This window comes from Solwaraspora sp. WMMA2059 (assembly GCF_027497315.1).
Lineage (GTDB): Bacteria > Actinomycetota > Actinomycetes > Mycobacteriales > Micromonosporaceae > Micromonospora_E.
In genome coordinates this window covers 730,908-749,065 of sequence record NZ_CP114908.1, presented here as the reverse complement: position 1 = coordinate 749,065, position 18,158 = coordinate 730,908, and the positions used below count along the sequence as shown (strand labels likewise).

Below are 18,158 nucleotides of genomic sequence, written 5' to 3'. Positions count from 1 at the left end.
GTCAGTCCTTCCCTATTAGGTGAAATATGTGGCAAAAGAGACGGAAAATGAATCGCTCATGCTTGGTGGCAACGGAAATCCCCACACAACACGGATTAGTGCAGCATCAACTCACCTTACTGCCAGCTGATGGCTTGCCGCTTGCGGTGCCGGAATGCCTAAAGATTTCCGCGATGGCGGTGAACTCGCGTAAGGCGGCTTGCAGGTCTTCGACGATCTCCTGGGCGATGACCTCGGGTGGCAGCAACGCGTCGGCGTCTTCCAGCGAAGCGTCCTTCAACCAGGTGATGTCCAGGTTGACCTTGTCCCGGCTCAGCAGCTCGTCGTAGTCGTACGCCCGGAACCGCTCGCTCTGCACCCGCTCGGCCCGGTCCTTGCCCGGCAGGTAGCAGTCGACGAACTCCTGCAGGTGCTCCCGCCGCAGCGGGTTCTGCTTGAGCGTGAAGTGCTGGTTGGTCCGGAAGTCGTACACCCAAAGCTTGGTGGTCCACGGCTCCTCGCGGGCGCGCTTGCGCTCGAAGAACAGCACGTTGGCCTTGACCCCACCGGCGTAGAAGATGCCGGTCGGCAGCCGCAGCATGGTGTGCAGGTCGTACTGCTTGAGCAGCCGCCGCCGGATCGTCTCCCCCGCCCCGCCTTCGAAGAGCACGTTGTCGGGCAGCACCACCGCGGCCCGCCCGTCGATCTCCAGCATCGAGGCGATGTGCTGCACGAAGTTGAGCTGCTTGTTCGACGTCGTCGCCCAGAAGTCGGCCCGCTCGATCTCCCGCTCCTCGCGGCTGGCCCGCCCGTCCTCGCCGATCATGCGGATCGACGAGCTACGCCCGAACGGCGGGTTGGCCAGCACCAGGCTGACCTTGCTCGACGGCTCCCGCCCGAGCGAGTCGCGGACGTCGATCAGCGACGGGCCGCTCGGCGTACCGATGCCGTGCAGCAGCATGTTCATGGCCGCGAGCCGCGCGGTGCCGTCGACCAGCTCGGTGCCGGTGATCCCGCCGTTGGCGAGGTGCCGGGCCTGGTCGCGGGTCAGGCTGTCGCCGTGGTGCCGCTGGATGTAGTCGTACGCCGAGAGTAGGAACCCGCCGGTGCCGCACGCCGGGTCGGTGATCGTGTCGCCCGGGGTTGGCTGCACGCAGTCGACGATCGCCTCGATCAGCGCGCGTGGTGTGAAGTACTGCCCGGCACCCGACTTCGCGTCCTCCGCGCCCTTGGCCAGCAACTCCTCGTAGGCGTCGCCCTTGACGTCGACGCCGGCCTGCGACCACTGCTCCTTGTCGATCAGGTCGACGATCAGCTGCTTGAGCTTCGCCGGGTCCTGGATCTTGTTCTGCGCCTTGCGGAAGATCGTGCCAAGCGTGCCGGACTCCTGTCCGAGCCCGCTCAGGATATTGCGGTACTGCACCTCCAGCCGGACACCATCGCTGTCGAGCAGCGTTTGCCAGTTCAGCTCCGCCGGCACGATCTGCTCCGGCTTGAGCGGCCGATTGGCCCGCTCGTCGGCCATCTTCAAGAACAGCAGGTACGTCAGCTGCTCCACGTAGTCGATCGTGGAGACCCCGTCGTCGCGCAGCACGTCGCAGTAGTTCCACAGCTTCTGCACCAGCCGGCGCGAATCCACGTTGCTCACAGCGGCAACTCTCCCTGCTGAAAATCGGTCCCAATCGCCCTGGTCGCGGGCGCTGCCAGCTCCTTGGCCGTACGCCGACCCCGCTGCTTCGGCACCACCACCCGTTGCGCCCGGATGCGCGCCAGCAACTCCGACGCCGGCTCATCCGCCGGATCCTGCTCCACCAACCGCCCCGCAAACGCCTCCGCCAGGACTGATGCGCGTAGTCGGATACCACGCTTCAAGACACCATCTGCCAGGGCCGAACCAGCATCCAACTTCGAAAACAAACGATCAACCGCAGTGGCTATTCTTCGCTGCTCGTCCATATCTGGCACCGGAAACGGTACTTCACGGAGGTCGGCGATATTGACACCCTTGACCGCAACCCCTCTGGCAATCGAACGCAAGTATCTTTGCACTTGCGGACTTCTCAGATAGATGCACGCGAACGATGGGTCGACGCCATCAATGAATGCGAGCCTCGCGGTGTCTTGAGTTATGTTCGCACCGTCAAGATCTGGCGGAACGGCGACCACTCTTCCATACGTTCCTCGGATCGATACAAGAACATCGCCGGAGCGGAGTGTGGATCTGTGATACTGGCCGCTGATCGCGGGAGCAGTTCGGTGGAGATCTCGCAGCGACAACTCATCGCCTCGCATATTAACGACTCGAACATATGGAATCCCGTCAGGCACGTTCGGGCCAGGCTTAAGGATCCCGTACGAGATTGTGCGGGTTGGATCAGTTACTTGTTCAAGCGACCGAACTACCCACTCGGAGGGAAACCGAAAGCCGTGCCCATCTCGGATCAAGGAGGCAATAGGTCGCCCCCTCGACCCCGAATAACGCCTAGCCCGCTCGGCATCTAGCGCAGCCGCCCGCTCGCCAGCGAGCGCAGGCGAACCTACTCGATCAGATAGCCCACCCGAGACCGCAGAAGCGAGTACTGATTCGTGCAGTCGTCTAGCCCTCTCAAGAGAACTCGCCACCTCAATTCGGACACCTTCCAGCTCAGTCAATCGCTCGTCGAGAATCCGTACGATGCGGCGCTGCTCAGCGAGCGGCGGAACCGGTACCTGCCACGACGAGAGGCGTGCAGCCCCAAGGTGATGGATACCGACCCCACGTGCCTCTGCGACGAACGCTCCCCGGAGTGCTTCCGAGCGGAGGAAGTAGAGCAGGTAGCGCGGATCGGGGCCGAGGCTTCGCACCCGGATCAGGGTGTTCTGGAAGCAGCAGTCCGTAATCTCGCCGTTCCAGATGGCAGGCTTGCCGACCTCGCCAGGGCTGCCTGATGCTTCTCCGACGACGATGTCCCCTGGCAGGAGCCGGTACGTCTCCAACTCGTCGTCGGTGAAGTTCATTTCCTTGACGTCGTCGAGTTTGAGCCCTTCCCAGCTGACGTTCGCCGCTCGCAGGTAGGGGCGCATGTGCGTACCGCTGTGGTTCTTGGGTGAACGCTGCCGCCCAAGACGGACCTCGGCAATCTCGTTGAGCGCAGCCCACTCCCAGCCACGAGGGAGGTCGCTCATGCGGTGAGTTCCTGGTTGAGTTCGGTGAGGAGGGGTTGAGCACGGTCGTCGCCGAAGGCTTGGAGGTAGCCGTCGATGCCGCCGCGTTCGGTGAACGGGGCGCCGTCCAGGTCGTCGGGGGTGACGGCAACGCTTGCCGCTATCACGTTCTTGATCCTTTCCAGCCACCAGAGTTGTTCGGGGGTGAAGGCCGAGCCGGCCTGCTCCTGGCGCAGCAGCCAGCCTTGGAAGCGTTCTTCGACGACCGACCGGTAGGGGCGCAGCTCCTGGTCGAGGCCCAGCTCGTAGCGCACGAGGGTGATCAGGTCGGTGACGCCCCGGTCGCCGGGTGCTTCGGCGGTGCGGCCGAGCATCACGTACGCCTCCCACAGCCGGTCCGGGGTCCACGCCTGCGGCGGCCGGGAGATCCGCGCCGCCAGCTCTTTGAGCTGGTCGAAGTCGACCCGGCCTTTGCCGTCGAAGAAGACCTGCAGCGCGGTGATCTCGTCGCGGTGTTCCTCCAGGTAGGCGTGCCAGCTGCGGACGACCTTCTGGGCGCGTTCGGCGGCCGGCACCCCGGCGGCTGACAGCAGCGTGTCCCGGTTGACCTCGTCGATGGTGATGTCGTGGGCGCGGCGGATCTCCAGGATGCGGTGCCGCAGCTGCGGTGCGGCGGCCAGCGGCCGGAGCGCGTCGGCGAGCAGATCCCGGACCGCGTCGGGGCCGGCGGCGTGCGCGGGGATCAGCGATTCGGGGGCGACGGCGTCGGTGAGCCGGCGGGCGATCGCCGCGAGGGGTTGGCCGTCGGCGAGGTCGGTCAGCTCGGCGCGTTCCTCCGGGGTGAGCTGGCGGTCGAGCCGGGCCAGTCGGGCGGCCAGGGTGGCGACCTCGTCGGCGTCGGCGGTGAGGGTGCCGGCCTTGCCGAGCAGCTCCTTCAGCGAGATCTGCGCTTCGGTGCGCCGGTGCAGTGGCACCGCCTCGTCCAACTCCTGCTCGGTGACGCCGACCGCGTCGACGATGACGAACCGGTCCTTGACCTGGGCGTCCGGGGTGACGGCCTGGAAGTCGGCGGCGTCGATGGTGCGGGCGCCCCGGCCTTTCATCTGCTCGAAGTAGGTCGCGGTGCGGACCGGGCGCAGGAACAGCAGGCATTCCAGCGGCCGGACGTCGGTGCCGGTGGCGATCATGTCGACGGTGACGGCGATCCGCAGCTCAGGGCTGTTGCGCAGCGCCTGGATCAGCTCGTCGGGGTTGTCGCCGGTGCGCCGCGACGCGTACGTGATCTTCGTGGCGAAGTCGTTGCCGCGGCCGAAGACGTCGCGGACCATGGTGACGATCTCTTCGGCGTGGTTGTCGTCCCGGGCGAAGATCAACGTCTTGGGTACGGTCGTGCGGCCCGGAAAGATCTCGGTGAAGAGTCGGTCCCGGAAGGTCTCCAGCACCAGTTTCAGCTGCCCCTTGGAGATCACCGTGCGGCCGACGTCCTTACCGACGTAGCTGAAGTCCTCCTCCAGCTCCTGGTAGCGCTCGGCGCGGGTGCGCCGGTCGCGCAGCGGCACCACCGTCTTCGCCTCGATGGTCGAGCCGGCGTCGGTGATCTCGGTACGGATGCGGTAGACGTCGAAGCCGACGTTGACCCCGTCGGCGACGGCCTGCTCGTACGTGTACTCCGAGACCAGGTTCTGTCGGAAGAAGCCGAGGGTCTGCTTCACCGGAGTGGCGGTCAGCCCGACCATGAACGCGTCGAAGTATTCGAGCACCGCCCGCCACTTGCCGTAGATCGACCGGTGGCATTCGTCCACGATGATGAGATCGAAAGCTTCCGGTGGGATATAGGGGTTGTAGGCGACCTGCGCCGGTTCGTCCAGCTCATAGCTGTCGTACGCCTGGTCGTCGACGTCGGCGTCCGGCAGCTCCCGGCCGACCAGCGCCCCGTACAGCCGCTGGATCGTGGAGATCACCACGGCCGACGAGCCGAGCATGCCGGCCCCGGCCAGCCGGTCCACGTTGAACAACTCGGTGAACTTGCGCCCGTCCCCCGGCGTGGCGTAGCCGGCGTACTCGCGCAGCGTCTGCCGGCCCAGGTTGTTGCGGTCGACCAGGAACAGAATGCGGACTGCCTTGGCGTGGTGCAGCAGCCGGTAGCTGCTGGTCACCGCCATGAACGTCTTCCCCGCACCGGTCGCCATCTGGATCAGCGACCTAGGCTTGTCTGCGGCCAGCGCGCCTTCGAGGCCGCGTACCGCGTCGATCTGGGCTTGGCGCAGCCCCTCCTCCGCAAGCGGCGGAAGTTGCCGCAGCCGGGCCCGCAGCGTCGGGGCCGCCGGGTCGTCGTCGGCCTCGCGCATCCAGCGCGCGAGCGTCTCCGGCTGGTGAAAGGCGAAAACCTCCCGGGTACGCGGCTGCGGGTCCAGCCCGTTGACGAACGCCGTCTCGGTGCCGGTGGCGACGTAGCCGAACGGCAGCGGCGCGTCCCGCCGCCAGGCGGAGATTCGCTGCTCGCGGGTCAGCCCGCGCAGGTAGCGGTCCAGCTGCGCCTCCACCCCACGCGGCGCGGTGCCTTCCCGCTTGGCTTCGATCACCCCGACCAGTTTCTGCTGTACGTAGAGCAGGTAGTCGGCCCGGCCGGTGGCCAGGGTGACCTCCCGTACGGCGACACCGGCGACCCCGGTCCCCGCGTACAGATTGATCTGGGTTTCGTCCTGGACCTGCCAGCCGGCGGCGGTGAGCTGCCGGTCGATCTCGGCCCGGGTCTGCACCTCGTTGAGCGGCTCGGCCGACGCGCGCCGGGCGCGGCTGATGAACGCCTCGCGTTTCGCCGCCGACACCTTCGCCGGCGCACGGGCGGCGAACTCCGCACTGGCCACCGTCATCTGCGGCTCCAGGTCCGCGACCAGCTCGGCGGCGACCGTACGGCGGGCCGCCGACTCGGTGACTGCCCGGTCGGCAGCGGCTTCCGCCGCAGCCTGCGCCGCCGCCACCGACGGCTGTCCGTCGAGCAGAAGTTTCGCCTCGGCCAGCTCCTGGCAGTAGCGGTCCAGCTCGGCCTGCAGGCCGACGACGATGTGCTGTGGCACCTGCTGCGGTGGCGGGCTGGGCGGCACGAAACCGATCGGGCGGCGGTCGTCGGTCAACGCCCGGTGGAACCACACCCCCAGCTCGAAGCAGTCGCGCAGCAGCTCCAGCGCGGTCCGTACCTGGTCGAGGTGGTCGTGCACGGCCTGGTTGCCGACCTTGCGCAGCCGGGTGAACGCCTCGTTGATCTTCGGCGTGAGTACGCCGTTGGCGTTGAGTGCCTGCACCTGGTCGACGAACCTGTCACTGCTGGCCTTGGTGCCGGTGCGATTCACCAGCTCACGGGCGAGAGTGTCGCCGAACGCCCGCGCCTTGAACATCGACGACTGGGCGTCCACGTAGATCAACGACTCGGCGCCGACGCCGTACCAGACCAGCAATCCATGATCCACAAGGAACCCGAAGTTGGCGGACTGGTTGGCGAGACGCCGGATTCGTTGATGATCCACAACTCTCCACAGGGGTACGACCGATGTAGAACGCCAGAGCCTATCCATGCTCGGGCCGACACGGCATCGGCCGGAAAGTATCTGTTCGATACCGATCGGGCAGGCTCCGCCGGTCCGTCAAGGTGGTTGCGGGACTGACCCCGGGCAGCAGCCGGCAGCGACCCGGTGAATGATGGCCGGGTGAGCGAGTACCAGTACTACGACTTCCGTGCCATCGACCGGCCACTCGACGAGCAGCAGATGGCTGAGCTCCGTACGCTGTCCACCCGGGCGGAGATCACCCGTACCAGCTTCACCAACGTCTACCACTTCGGCAGCTTCAAAGGCGATCCGCTCGCCATGGTCGAGGAGTACTTCGACGCGCACCTCTACATCACCAACTGGGGCACCCGGCAGCTGGTGCTGCGGCTGCCGCTGCGGCTGCTCGACCTGGAGACCGCCCAGCAGTACTGCTGGGCCGAGCCGGCCGAGGCGTACCAGTCGGGCGACAACCTCATCCTGAACTTCTTCAGCGAGGACCCCGACGGCGTCGAGGACTTCGACCGCGACGGTGAGGGCTGGCTCGCCAGCATCGTCGGCGTCCGCGACCAGCTCGCGGCCGGCGACTACCGTGCCCTCTACCTGGCCTGGCTGTTCCTCATCCAGGACGGGGAGTTCGGCGACGAGGCGACCGAACCGGCGGTGCCGGCCGGGCTCGGTGACCTGACCGGCGCGCTGCACGAGTTCGCCGAGTTCCTGCGGATCGACCCCGACCTGATCGCCGCCGCGGCGCAGGGCAGTGCCCCGGAGGCCGCGGGCGCCGCCGCTGACCCGGCCCGGCTGGCCGACTGGATCGCTCAGCTGCCCTCCGCCGACAAGGACACCGCGCTGCTCGGCCTGCTGCAGGGCGACGGGCTGGCCGTCACCGCCGAACTACGGCAGCGGTTCCGGGCCGACACCGGCACGGCGGCGGCAGACCCTGCCGGCAGCAAACCGCGCACCATCGGCGAGCTGCTCGACGCGGCGGAGACGATCCGGGAGCAGAGCGAGTAGTTCGACCGGGTGTAGTCCCAACGGCCGACCACGACTGGGCCGATGACCCACCGCCGCTGCGGCGGGCGGTCGGGCTCGCCGGCCCGGTCGGCCGCTCCACAGTGGCGATTGCGGCGGCTAGCGTGCAGCGGGTGAAGTGGCCTACCCCCGCAACCCTGCGCCACCGCGTCCTGCTACCCGTACTCGGCGTAGCGATACTACTCAGCGCGAACGTGCCACCACTGTACGGTTTTGCCAGTGACTGGCTGCACGAGCGCAAGCTCAACAGCGCCGAGTACCAGCGGGAGCACGGCTACTGGCAGGTCCTCGAACTCCCCGAGGACCAGCGGGTCAACGCGATCCACGCCGCGCTGCTGCCCACCGGCAAGGTGCTGCTGATCGCCGGCTCAGGCAACGACCGGGAGCAGTTCGACGCCGGCACGTTCAAGACCCTGCTGTTCGACCCGGCGACCGAGCGGACCGAACTCGTGCCGACCCCGGAGGACCTGTTCTGCTCCGGGCACTCGTTCCTGGCCGACGGCAACCTGCTCGTCGCCGGCGGCACCCAGCGGTACGAGGTCCTCGAACCCGACATCGACCGGGCCGGCGGCACCATGCTGGTCAAGAACGAGTCCCCGGACGGCGGTCCGCGCAGTTTCGTCAAGGGCACCGAGTTCGTCGCCCCGGACGGGCGGCGCTACTCCGCCGGGCACGACTTCGTCGTACCGCCGGCCACCAAGACCGACGGACCGGCGGGCCGGGTCGTCGTCACCGCAAGCGAGACGGAGGTGTGGGTCGATGCTGCCGGGTTCGGCGACGAGTACGTCGTCGAACGGCAGACCCAGTACCGGGTCAACGGCCTGGTCGGCGACGAGGTGCAGGACATCTACGGCCTGGCCGACGCGATCACCATGGACAAGCAGGACTACCAGGGACTCGACGCCGCGTTCGAGTTCAACCCGTGGACCGAACGGTACGAGCGGGTCGACGACATGCACGTCAAACGCTGGTACCCGACGCTGACCACGCTGCCCGACGGGCAGGTGCTCACCGTGGCCGGGCTCGACGGCAGCGGCCAGGTCCTCGACGGCACGCAGCACGAAACCTACGACCCGCAGACCAGGAGCTGGACCCTGCGACCCGACCTGGAACGGTACTTCCCGACGTACCCCAGTCTGTTCCAGACCGCAACGCCCGACCTGCTGTTCTACACCGGATCGAACGCCGGCTACGGACCCGACGACCAGGGCCGCGAACCCGGCCTGTGGGACCTGAGCGACAACACGTTCACCGAGGTCGACGGGCTACGCGACACCGACCAACTGGAAACCAGCATGAGCGCCTGGGCCGGCCCGGTGCAGGAGCAGCGGATCATGGTCGTCGGCGGCGGCGGGGTCGGCGAGTCGGCCCTGTCCAGCGACCGAATCGACCTCATCGACCTGACCTCGGACAACCCCCGGTTCACCCCCGGTCCGGACCTGCCGGACGGGACCCGCTACCCCAACCTGGTGCAGCTGCCCGACGACACCGTGCTGATCACCAACGGCGCCAGCGACTACCGGGGTCGCGGCCTCAGCGACAACCACACCGCCCGGATCTTCCACCCGGACAGCAACACTCTGACGGTTGCCGCCGACCCCCATGTCGGTCGTAACTACCACTCGGCGGCGTTGCTGCTGCCCGACGGCCGGGTGCTCACCGTCGGCTCCGACCCGCTGTTCCGCGACGCCAAGAACAGCATCAGCGGTGAGTTCGAGCAGCGGCTGGAGCTGTACTCCCCGCCGTACCTGTTCGGCGGTGTGCGTCCGGTCCTCGGCAGCGTGCCGGAGCGGATCGAACGTGGCGGCAGCGTCACAGTGATCAGCCCGCACGCCGACCGGATCGACCGGGTGCGGCTGATCCGGCCGGGTGCCGCCACCCACATGCTCAACAACGAGCAGCGGTCGGTGGCAATCGACTTCACCCCTGCCAGCACGGGACGACTGGAGCTGAACCTGCCGGAAGAGGCGACGATCCTGCCGTCCGGGCCGTACCTGCTGTTCGCCATCGACACCGACGGGGTGCCGTCGGTCGGCGTACCGGTGATGGTGCGCTGAGCGGGCGGTCACTCACCCCGCCTTGCCGAGCAGTTCGAGGGCGTACTCGGGCCACCACCCGCCGGCGGGCGGCTCACCCGGCCGGCAATCGCCGTCGGACTCCCCCGGACGTTTGATCCACAGCAGGGCGTCGACCCGGTCCAGTCCGGTCGTCGTAGTCGGTGATTCCCCCAGTGACCGGCCGGGCGGGTTGCACCAGGACGGACCACCGTCGACGGTGGCACCGTCGACCGGCCCGGCGCCGTTGCGGCTGGTGTCGACGACGAACCTGGTACGCCCGTCGAGTTCGTCGGACAGCCGCCGGCCGTAGTCGACGTTCTCCTGCGTACCGATGAAGTTGGAGACGTTGAGCGCGAAGCCGTCGGCTTGCCCGATCCCGGCCCGGCGCAGCGCGTCGGCCAACCTCGGCAGGTCGGCGACCCAGCGGGCGTGGCCGGCGTCGAGATACACCTGGGCGCTGCCGGTCTGCTTGAGCACGGCGACCGCATCGGCGAGCAACGCGAACCGTTCGTCGGCGGAGCCCGCGCCGCAGCTGTCCAGGCTGTGCGCCACAGCGTCCGGTTCGACGATCACCGTGACCGGACGACCGGCGATTCCGGCCGCGAACTCCCGGACCCAGGCCCGGTAGTCGTCGCCGTCGACCGCACCGCCGCCGCTGAAGCTGCCGCAGTCCCGGTCCGGGATGTGGTACGCCACCAGCACCGGCATGCCGCCGGCAGCGTCGGCCCGGGTCAGCACGGTGTCGACGCCGGCGCGTACCGCGGTGGTGCTGCTGGTGACCCAGACCGCTGTCGGCTGCTCACTGATCCGTCGGAGCCGGTCGGCGTCACCGGTGCGGCCGGCCGCCACCCAGGCGGTGACCTGGTCGGCGGCGGCTCCGGTCGGGTCGACGAACAGCTCCGCTCCGGCGAGCGGCACCGCGACCGGCGGGCCGCTGGCGCCAGTGGTGCGGGCATCGGTGATCTGGTCGCCGAGATCACCGGCCGGCTCCGTCGGGGCTGTGCCGCAACCAGCCAGCAACGCCAGGAGCGAGCCGACGGAAAGCGCGGACGTCGACCGGCGGACCATCGACCACAGCACCGTTCGTCCTCCGTCAGTGGCGTAAAGCACGGCCGAGACTAGCTCAACTGGCTGATTCGGGCAGACTTCCCCGGTGCCATAGGATCGACGAAACCGTCGGTCGGGGCGTGCGGCCGGTGGGCACGACTGCGGGGCGGCTTGCTGCTTGTGGCGGAACCATTCGACATCCCGGTGTACGGCCGGTCCTGGGCTCGACTCGAATCCTATAGCCGGCTCGCTGGTTCGCTGACCGATCCGCCGGAGGGCGTGCCGTACCGGGTCCGCTACCGCAGCATGCATGGAGCGCACGGTAGCCGGCAGATCGTCACCGCGGTACTGATCGCGCTGGCGAACATCTGCTTCGAGGTGTTCTTCTTCGTCTGGCTGCTGCAGCCGGGGCACTTCGCCGACACCAATCCCGGTCCGGTGGCCGAGGCTGCCCGGCTCGCCAATGTCTTCGTCATCTGCTCCATTGCCGTCGTCGAGGCGTTACGGCTGGTCAACGTACTGTCGCTGTCGCTGGCCTCGGTGATCGCGCGGGATCCGGTGCCGGTGGTCCCGCCCCGAGGGCTGCGGGTCGCCTTTCTCACCACGATCGTGCCGAGCAAGGAACCGGTCGCGGTGGTCCGCGACACGCTGCGAGCGGCGAAGCGGATCCGGCACCGGGGCGTCTTCGACATCTGGCTGCTCGACGAAGGCGACGACGCCGAGGTGAAGGCGATGTGCGACCAGCTCGGCGTGCGACATTTCACCCGCAACGGCATCGAGCGGTACAACCAGCGGCGCGGACCGTTCCGGGCGAAGACCAAGCACGGCAACTACAACGCCTGGGTCGACGCGCACGGCGACGGCTACGACGTCTTCCTCTCCGTCGACCCCGATCACGTGCCGCTGGCCAACTTCGCCGAACGGATCCTCGGCTACTTCCGCGACCCGGACGTGGCGTACGTCGTCGGCCCGCAGTGCTACAAGAACGGCGAGGCGTTCGTCACCCGGGCCGCCGAGTCGCAGCAGTTCCCGTTCCACAGCGTGATCCAGCGAGCCGCCAACGCGTACGGCACGTCGATGCTGGTCGGCACCAACAACGCGGTACGGATCAGCGCGTTGCGCAGCATCGGCGGGTTGGCCGACTCGATCACCGAGGACATGGCGACCGGGCTGGCCGTGCACACCACCCGCAACCCGTCGACCGGCCGTCGGTGGAAGTCGGTGTACACCCCGGACGTGCTCTCCGCCGGCGACGGCCCGGCCAGCTGGAGCGACTACTTCTCCCAGCAGCGGCGCTGGTCGCGGGGCACCTTCCAACTGCTGTTCGGCCGCTACTGGCTGCGCTTCCCCCGGCTGTCCGCCGGTGGGATGCTGCACTACACCCTGATCACCACCTTCTATCCGTCGATGGCCGTCGCCTGGCTGCTCGGCATCGTCAACGCGGTGCTGTTCCTGGCTCTCGGCGTCAGCGGCATGACGATCTCACCGCAGATCTGGTTCGCCCTCTACACCGACGCCACCGCCTTCTCGCTCTGGCTCTACCTGCACAACCGGCGGTACAACGTCAGCCCGTACGAGGCACCCGGTTCCCGCGGGCTCAAGGGCATGCTGATGTCGATCATCTCGGCACCGATCTACGCCGGGCAGCTCGTCAGTACGCTGCTGCGTCGGCCGGCCCGGTTCGTGGTCACCCCGAAGGGGGCGCACAGCAGCAGCGACGGCTTGTACACGTTCCGGGCGCACCTGGGCTGGTTGGCGGTGCTCGCCGCGGCGGTCGGGGTCGCCGTTGCCCGCGACTACGCCAGCCTGCCGTCGCTGCTCTGGCCCGGCGTGGCGCTGCTGATCTGTCTGCTACCGGTCGCGCTGTGGCGACGGGACCTCCGCCGGCGTTCCCACCCGGTGCCCACGGGTGACAGCGGTAGCGACGGCGGACCACCGACGATCGAGGAGGTACGTGGTCCGGACCGGGCCGGGGACATCACCATGGAGATCCCACGAGCGCTGCTGGCGGCGCATCTGGCCAGCCGGTCGGTCGACGACCAGCCCGACGACGTCTCCGCCACGATGATCCTGCCCCGGATCGAGGTACCCCGGCAGGCCGGTCCGCCCGCCGTCGAGCAGACCAGGCCGCACGCCGTCGAGCAGACCAGGCCGCACGACCGGTCGCCTCGGGACAACGACATGGGGAGCCGGTGAGCCGACGGACCGGGACGAACACCCGCAATCGACGAATGGTGAACATACACCCTGCTACTGATGACTCACGGGCAGTTGCCGGACAAGGCTGGCCGGGTGATGACACCCCGCTTGTTGCTAGCCGCCGCACTCGCGGCCGCGCTCTCCAGTCCGACATGGAGTCCACAGCTGATGGCGCAGGCCGGCACACCGGCGACCGCCACCGGTGCGACCACCGTCAGCGCCGCAGCGACCGCGATCGAGCCACAGTCGACCAGTCGCCCGGACCTCAGCATGACCAACCGGATCCGCGGCGGCGTCGACGGACTGCCCGACTGGTCGCGGGTGGGCTACCAGGGCGGACACCCGCTTCCCGGCGAGCACCTGATCACCGCCGACGCGGCCTGCCGCCTCGACCCGAGTCGCCTGGCCGGCGAGTTCGGCGTGGTCGCCGACGACGGCCTCGACGACACTGCCGGCCTGCAGGCCGCCATCGACCACGTCCGCGCCGCCTGCTCGCCGTCGGCCAACTTCCACAAGCTGTCACTGATCAACCTGCCGGCCGGCCGGATAGACGTGTCCCGGCAGATCTACGTCGACGCGAACTTCCTGATACTTCGTGGCCAGGGTTCCGGTGCCGGCGGCACCCAGGTGGTGTTCCGGCCGGACACCGACACCCGCTACGACACCCTCAGCACCGACGGTAGCCGTTGGGATCCGAACGGGATGAGCTACGGCAGCGGCAACGACATCGGCAAGGGCGGCTGGATCTGGCCGGGCAGGGCACTGTTCAAGGTGCAGACCCGCGAGGTAGCGAGCCGCTACCAGAACGAGTGGCAGTCGGCACCGACCAACCGTAAGGACCTGTTCGAGGGCTCCGTCAACCAGCACTGGGTCTCCGGGCAGAAGCTCGCCGACCGCAGCGACGACCCGGGCTTCTCCGCCCGCTCCGGGCAGAGCGTCATCCACCTGGCCAGCAACACCAACATGTCGAAGTTCTCCCCCGGCGGCTACATCTGGGTCGGCGCAGCCAACAGCGTCAACTTCTACGAACAGCAGGGCGTCACCTACGCCGAACACGCCAGCATGATGGAGAACCTCCATATGCGACAGCAGATGTTCCGGGTGACCCGGGTGGACTCGTCAGCCAAGACGATCACCCTGGACCGACCACTGGAGTACGACCTACCGGTCGACTCGATCTCCGACGGCTCACCGCCGTTGCCGGCCGGGACGACGTTCGCCAGCAAGGTCACCCCGCTGACCGCGGTCGAGGGCGTCGGACTGGAGAACTTCGCCTTCACCCAGGAGATGACCGGGCTGCCCAAGCTCGGCGGCGGCACCTACGCCCTCGACCCGGCCGACGCGGTGCACAACTACGGCAACCTCGCCCCCGAGTACGCCATGAACGGGGTGCTGTTCAAATGGGCGGCCAACAGTTGGGTCCGTGGCCTCACCGGCACGATGACCGGATCCCACCCCATCGTCACCGAGGTCGCCCGCAACCTGCAGATCGAGGACAACACGTTCGACGGGGCCTGGAACAAGGGCAAGGGCGGCAACGGCTACCTGCGCGGCAGCCGCGTCTGGAACTCGCTGTACGCGTACAACACCAGCCGCAACCTGCGGCACTTCACCTTCCAGTGGTCGGCCAGCGGCAATGTGGCGTTCCGCAACGACTTCGACTCCGATCTGAACCTGCACGGCGGCTGGGAACGGTACAACCTGTTCGAGTGAGGTGCCCCGAGGATTCCGGACAGGGAGCCAATAAGGTTACCCTGTAAGGAAAGTCGAGGGAAGAAGCGCGATGGCACGCATAAGCTCATACACCCCAGAGTTCCGTGAAGAAGCAGTGCAACTCGTTCTACAGTCGAACAAGCCAGTGTCGCAGGTTGCCCGGGAGATCGACGTTCACCCGGAGACGCTCCGTTCCTGGGTCCGCCAGTACCGGCGGGAAAACAGCGGCGCCCAGGACAGCCCACCGATCGGCGTCGACGAGCGCGCTCGACTGAAGGAACTCGAACGTCGCAACCGGGAACTCGAAATGGAGAACAGCTTCCTGAAAAAAGCCGCGGCGTACTTCGCGAAGGACCCTCGGTAACGAGCTTGTACGAGTTCATCGAGACGATGCGACTCGACACCGCGAAGTACGCCTACCCCGTCGACTTCATGTGCGAACAACTCGGCGTGTCCAGGTCCGGATACTACGAATGGCGAACCCGCCCCGACTCCGCGACCGCCACCCGCCGCGCCCACCTTCGATCGGCCATCGAGGAGGTGTTCGCCGCGTCCGACGGCACCTACGGGCATCGACGTGTCCACGCGCAACTGCGGCGCCAGGGCGTGTCCGCCGGGCCGGAACTCGTCCGCCAGCTGATGCGCGAGCTCGGGCTCGTGCCGTGCCAGCCCCGCCCGAGGCGGTGGGGTCTCACCCAGTCGTCGTCCGGCACGGTGCCTGACCTCGTCGGCCGGGAGTTCACCGCCGACGCGCCTGGCGAGAAGCTCGTCGGCGACATCACGTACATCCCGACCGGCGAGGGGTGGCTGTATCTGGCGACCGTCATCGACTGCTGCACGAAGGAAGTCATCGGATACGCGATGGACGACCACTACCAGACGCCGTTGATATCCCGCGCCATCCGTAACGCCGCCCGGAATCGCGAACTCAGGAAGAACGCCATCTTTCATTCGGACCGGGGCAGCAACTACATGTCGGACGACTACGGCAGAACGCTTCGGGATCTGAGGTTGCGGCGATCTGCTGGCCGGACCGGAATTTGTTTCGACAATGCGATGGCGGAATCGTTCTTCGGTGCGCTGAAGAACGAACGCGTGTCGCGTGTGAAGTATCCCACTCGTGAGGCGGCACGCCGGGACGTTACTGCCTACATCGAATTCTGGTACAATCGTCAGCGTCTGCATTCAGCGGTGGGCTACCGACCTCCCCGGGAAGTCCACGCAGAGTTCGAGAACCTTCAAATCGCGGCGTGAAAGAACCGGCCGAACCACTGTCCGGAAAACGCGAGGCCCCTCAGAGGACAACACCGTGCGGGTGCCGTACGAGCACAGTTCGGGCAGCTGTACCGCCAACTGCGGGGGCGAGGGCGGCCAGGTCGACGAGGGCACCTGGTATCCGATCTGGTGGGCGGCTGGGCCCAAGGCGATCAAATGGTCCGGGTCGGCCGGACCGCAGAACGTCTTTTATCACAACGAACTGTCCAAGCAACTCACGCCCGGCGGTCCGTACACAACCTACGAGCCGTACTCGGTCACCGGCACCACCAACCCGTCCGAAACGGTTTACCACTTCGGCTCCGACCCGACCCACCCGCGCCAGTTCCGCCACCTCAGCGCAGCCGGGTCGGTGATCCCCGACTGGTCAGGCCGGGAAACCCTCGACTACACAGGCGGTAAAGGTGTAGTCGCCGTGACCGGGCACCGCCAACCGTCGCTGTTCCTGATCAATGTCGGGCAGCTCGACCCACGCTTCGAGGAGGTCCGCCAGGCGGCCACCTGGAACATGCAGGGCGCTGGCACGTCCGGCGGCTGGAGCGGCCAGGACGGCGAGTACGAGGACAAGTACGCCAACGGAGTCCTGCCGCTGGCCGTGACCGGCGGTGCCACGGTGATCGCCCTGCAGGAGGCCGGTGCACCACCGCCCAGTGCCGGGCCGCCGACCGACCACCAGCAGGCCGACTTCCAGCGGGCCAACGGGACGTTCCCACCGGTGCGGGAGTATCGCCACGGCGGGACCGCCCGCCGCCCCCAGGGCTACCTCTACTGGCTGCACACGGACACCTCGGCGAACGGGCCGGGCCGGGTCAACCTGGCCATCGCCACCCGCAGCCAGGTGCCAGCGGACGGGATTTTCGTGGTCGCCTCGCCGATGGGCGGCCGACCGGCGCTGGGGGTCAACGTGGGCGGCACGGTCTTCTTCACCGTGCACGGCTTCTCCGGCAACGGGAACGACATGCCTGGCCTGCTAGGCGCGATCCGACAACGGATGCTCACCGCTGGGCCGGGCAACCAGTCACTGGACTGGGTCGCGATGGGCGACTTCAACCGCGATCCGGACAGTCTGGCCAACGCTTTGCCCGCCGGACAGTTCCGGGTGCACGCTCCGCCTTCACCGACCCACCCGACCGCGGATCCACAGCGGTACCTCGACTATGCGGTCGTACCGGACGCCGGCAACATACCCCGGATCACCGGTTCCGAGACCTTGTCGCAGGTCCTGTTGTCGGATCATCTGCCGGCCCGGTTCCGGCTGGTCCTGGAAGCCGCAGCCGACCCGCCGGAGCTGGTGGAGCAACCAACCCCACCAGGAAACGCGGTGCTGCGCAACGCCGGCACCACCAACGTCGCCGACATCGACCCCTTCCGCATCGGCAACGGCATCCTCGACATACCGTTCCATTCGGGTTTCCAGCAGCCGTGGTGGTTGGACGAAAGCGCGGAGTTCCCGTCCTACTACCGGCTGGTCCACCCGGTCACCCGCAGTTTCATGGGCCAGGAGGGTGGGGCAGCGGACGCACCGGTGGTGGAGTGGCCCCACGAGGCGGCGGATCAGCTCTGGCGGCCCGACTATCAGGGCGACGGCACGTGGACGTTGCGCAACATGGTCACCCGGCAGATGCTGACGGCGGTGCCCGGCGCACGCTCGGTCGCCGGGCGGGACTGGGACGGCTCTGCCGAGCAACGCTGGTTCTTCCAGACCACGCAGTCGATGTCCGATCTGCGGGAGATCAACCACTTCCCGCCGCTGCAGCAGACCGACCTGGTGGTCGACATCGCCGGCGGAGGCACCGCCAACGGCACACCGGCGATCCTGCACGCTGAGAACGACGGCGACAACCAGCGGTTCAGCGTCCTTCCCGCCGGGCAGACCAACGGCCAGAACTGCTCCTACCTGGTCAACTCCGGCGGCTACCTGAGCGCCGCGCCGACCGGGGTGTCCGTCGACGGGGCGGCGGTGGCGCTGCACCACTTCCGGGGCAACACCGACGGCTACCTGTGGTGCGAGAGCCAGCAGTCGATGTCGATGACGCTGGCGAACCGTACCGTCGTGGCCGGGGTGCCACAGGACCTGTACCTGTCCGATCATGGTGTCGGCAATCAGCTCACGGTCGAACAGGGCGACCCGCAACTGATCCAGACGTGGCTGTGGGAGGCGGCAAGCTGA

At 67.7% G+C, this 18,158-nt stretch carries 10 protein-coding genes; 6 read left to right on the top strand and 4 right to left on the bottom strand.

Annotated features, from left to right (window positions below; translation table 11 throughout):
- Nucleotides 1-106: 106 nt before the first annotated feature.
- Genes O7553_RS03360 through O7553_RS03350 form a run of 3 tightly spaced genes read right to left on the bottom strand, consistent with a single transcriptional unit; the run spans nucleotide 107 to nucleotide 6,647 of the window.
- Nucleotides 107-1,627: a class I SAM-dependent DNA methyltransferase gene (locus tag O7553_RS03360; RefSeq protein ID WP_281553421.1), complete on the bottom strand. Its 1,521-nt coding sequence runs from the start codon at nucleotides 1,625-1,627 to the stop codon at nucleotides 107-109.
- Nucleotides 1,624-3,144 carry a restriction endonuclease subunit S gene (locus O7553_RS03355; RefSeq protein ID WP_281553420.1) on the bottom strand — a complete coding sequence of 507 codons (1,521 nt, stop codon included), beginning with the start codon at nucleotides 3,142-3,144 and terminating at the stop codon, nucleotides 1,624-1,626. The genes O7553_RS03360 and O7553_RS03355 overlap by 4 nt, the downstream gene beginning before the upstream one ends.
- A complete protein-coding gene (locus O7553_RS03350; protein WP_281553419.1) occupies nucleotides 3,141-6,647 on the bottom strand; it encodes a type I restriction-modification enzyme R subunit C-terminal domain-containing protein in 3,507 nt (1,168 codons plus the stop codon). The genes O7553_RS03355 and O7553_RS03350 overlap by 4 nt, the downstream gene beginning before the upstream one ends.
- 180 nt (nucleotides 6,648-6,827) lie before the next feature.
- Between O7553_RS03350 and O7553_RS03345 the strand changes: the two genes are divergently transcribed.
- Together O7553_RS03345 and O7553_RS03340 are read left to right on the top strand one after the other, a co-directional pair.
- Nucleotides 6,828-7,679, top strand: coding sequence for a hypothetical protein (locus O7553_RS03345; protein ID WP_281553418.1), 852 nt, complete (start codon nucleotides 6,828-6,830; stop codon nucleotides 7,677-7,679).
- Between the two features lie 131 nt (nucleotides 7,680-7,810).
- Nucleotides 7,811-9,754 (top strand): galactose oxidase early set domain-containing protein, encoded by a 1,944-nt coding sequence (locus O7553_RS03340; RefSeq protein WP_281553417.1) that lies wholly within the window; start codon nucleotides 7,811-7,813, stop codon nucleotides 9,752-9,754.
- Between the two features lie 12 nt (nucleotides 9,755-9,766).
- On the opposite strand, the gene O7553_RS03335 is transcribed toward O7553_RS03340, so the two are convergent.
- The gene (locus tag O7553_RS03335; protein WP_281553416.1) at nucleotides 9,767-10,834 is read right to left on the bottom strand and encodes a glycoside hydrolase family 6 protein; all 1,068 of its coding nucleotides are present in this window, start codon (nucleotides 10,832-10,834) and stop codon (nucleotides 9,767-9,769) included.
- Nucleotides 10,835-10,981: 147 nt separating this feature from the next.
- On the opposite strand from O7553_RS03335, the gene O7553_RS03330 reads away from it, so the two are divergent.
- From O7553_RS03330 to O7553_RS03315, 4 genes are all read left to right on the top strand, one after another.
- Nucleotides 10,982-12,997 (top strand): glycosyltransferase family 2 protein, encoded by a 2,016-nt coding sequence (locus tag O7553_RS03330; protein ID WP_281553415.1) that lies wholly within the window; start codon nucleotides 10,982-10,984, stop codon nucleotides 12,995-12,997.
- Between the two features lie 60 nt (nucleotides 12,998-13,057).
- On the top strand, nucleotides 13,058-14,713 hold the full coding sequence (locus tag O7553_RS03325) for a hypothetical protein (RefSeq protein WP_281553414.1): 1,656 nt from the start codon (nucleotides 13,058-13,060) through the stop codon (nucleotides 14,711-14,713).
- Between the two features lie 70 nt (nucleotides 14,714-14,783).
- Nucleotides 14,784-15,967, top strand: a protein-coding gene (locus O7553_RS03320; protein WP_281553413.1) for an IS3 family transposase whose coding sequence is annotated in 2 segments (ribosomal slippage) — nucleotides 14,784-15,051 and nucleotides 15,051-15,967 — 1,185 coding nt in all. Because the reading frame shifts where the segments join, the coding sequence is not laid out codon by codon here.
- A gap of 55 nt (nucleotides 15,968-16,022) precedes the next feature.
- The gene (locus O7553_RS03315) at nucleotides 16,023-18,158 is read left to right on the top strand and encodes an RICIN domain-containing protein (protein ID WP_281553412.1); all 2,136 of its coding nucleotides are present in this window, start codon (nucleotides 16,023-16,025) and stop codon (nucleotides 18,156-18,158) included.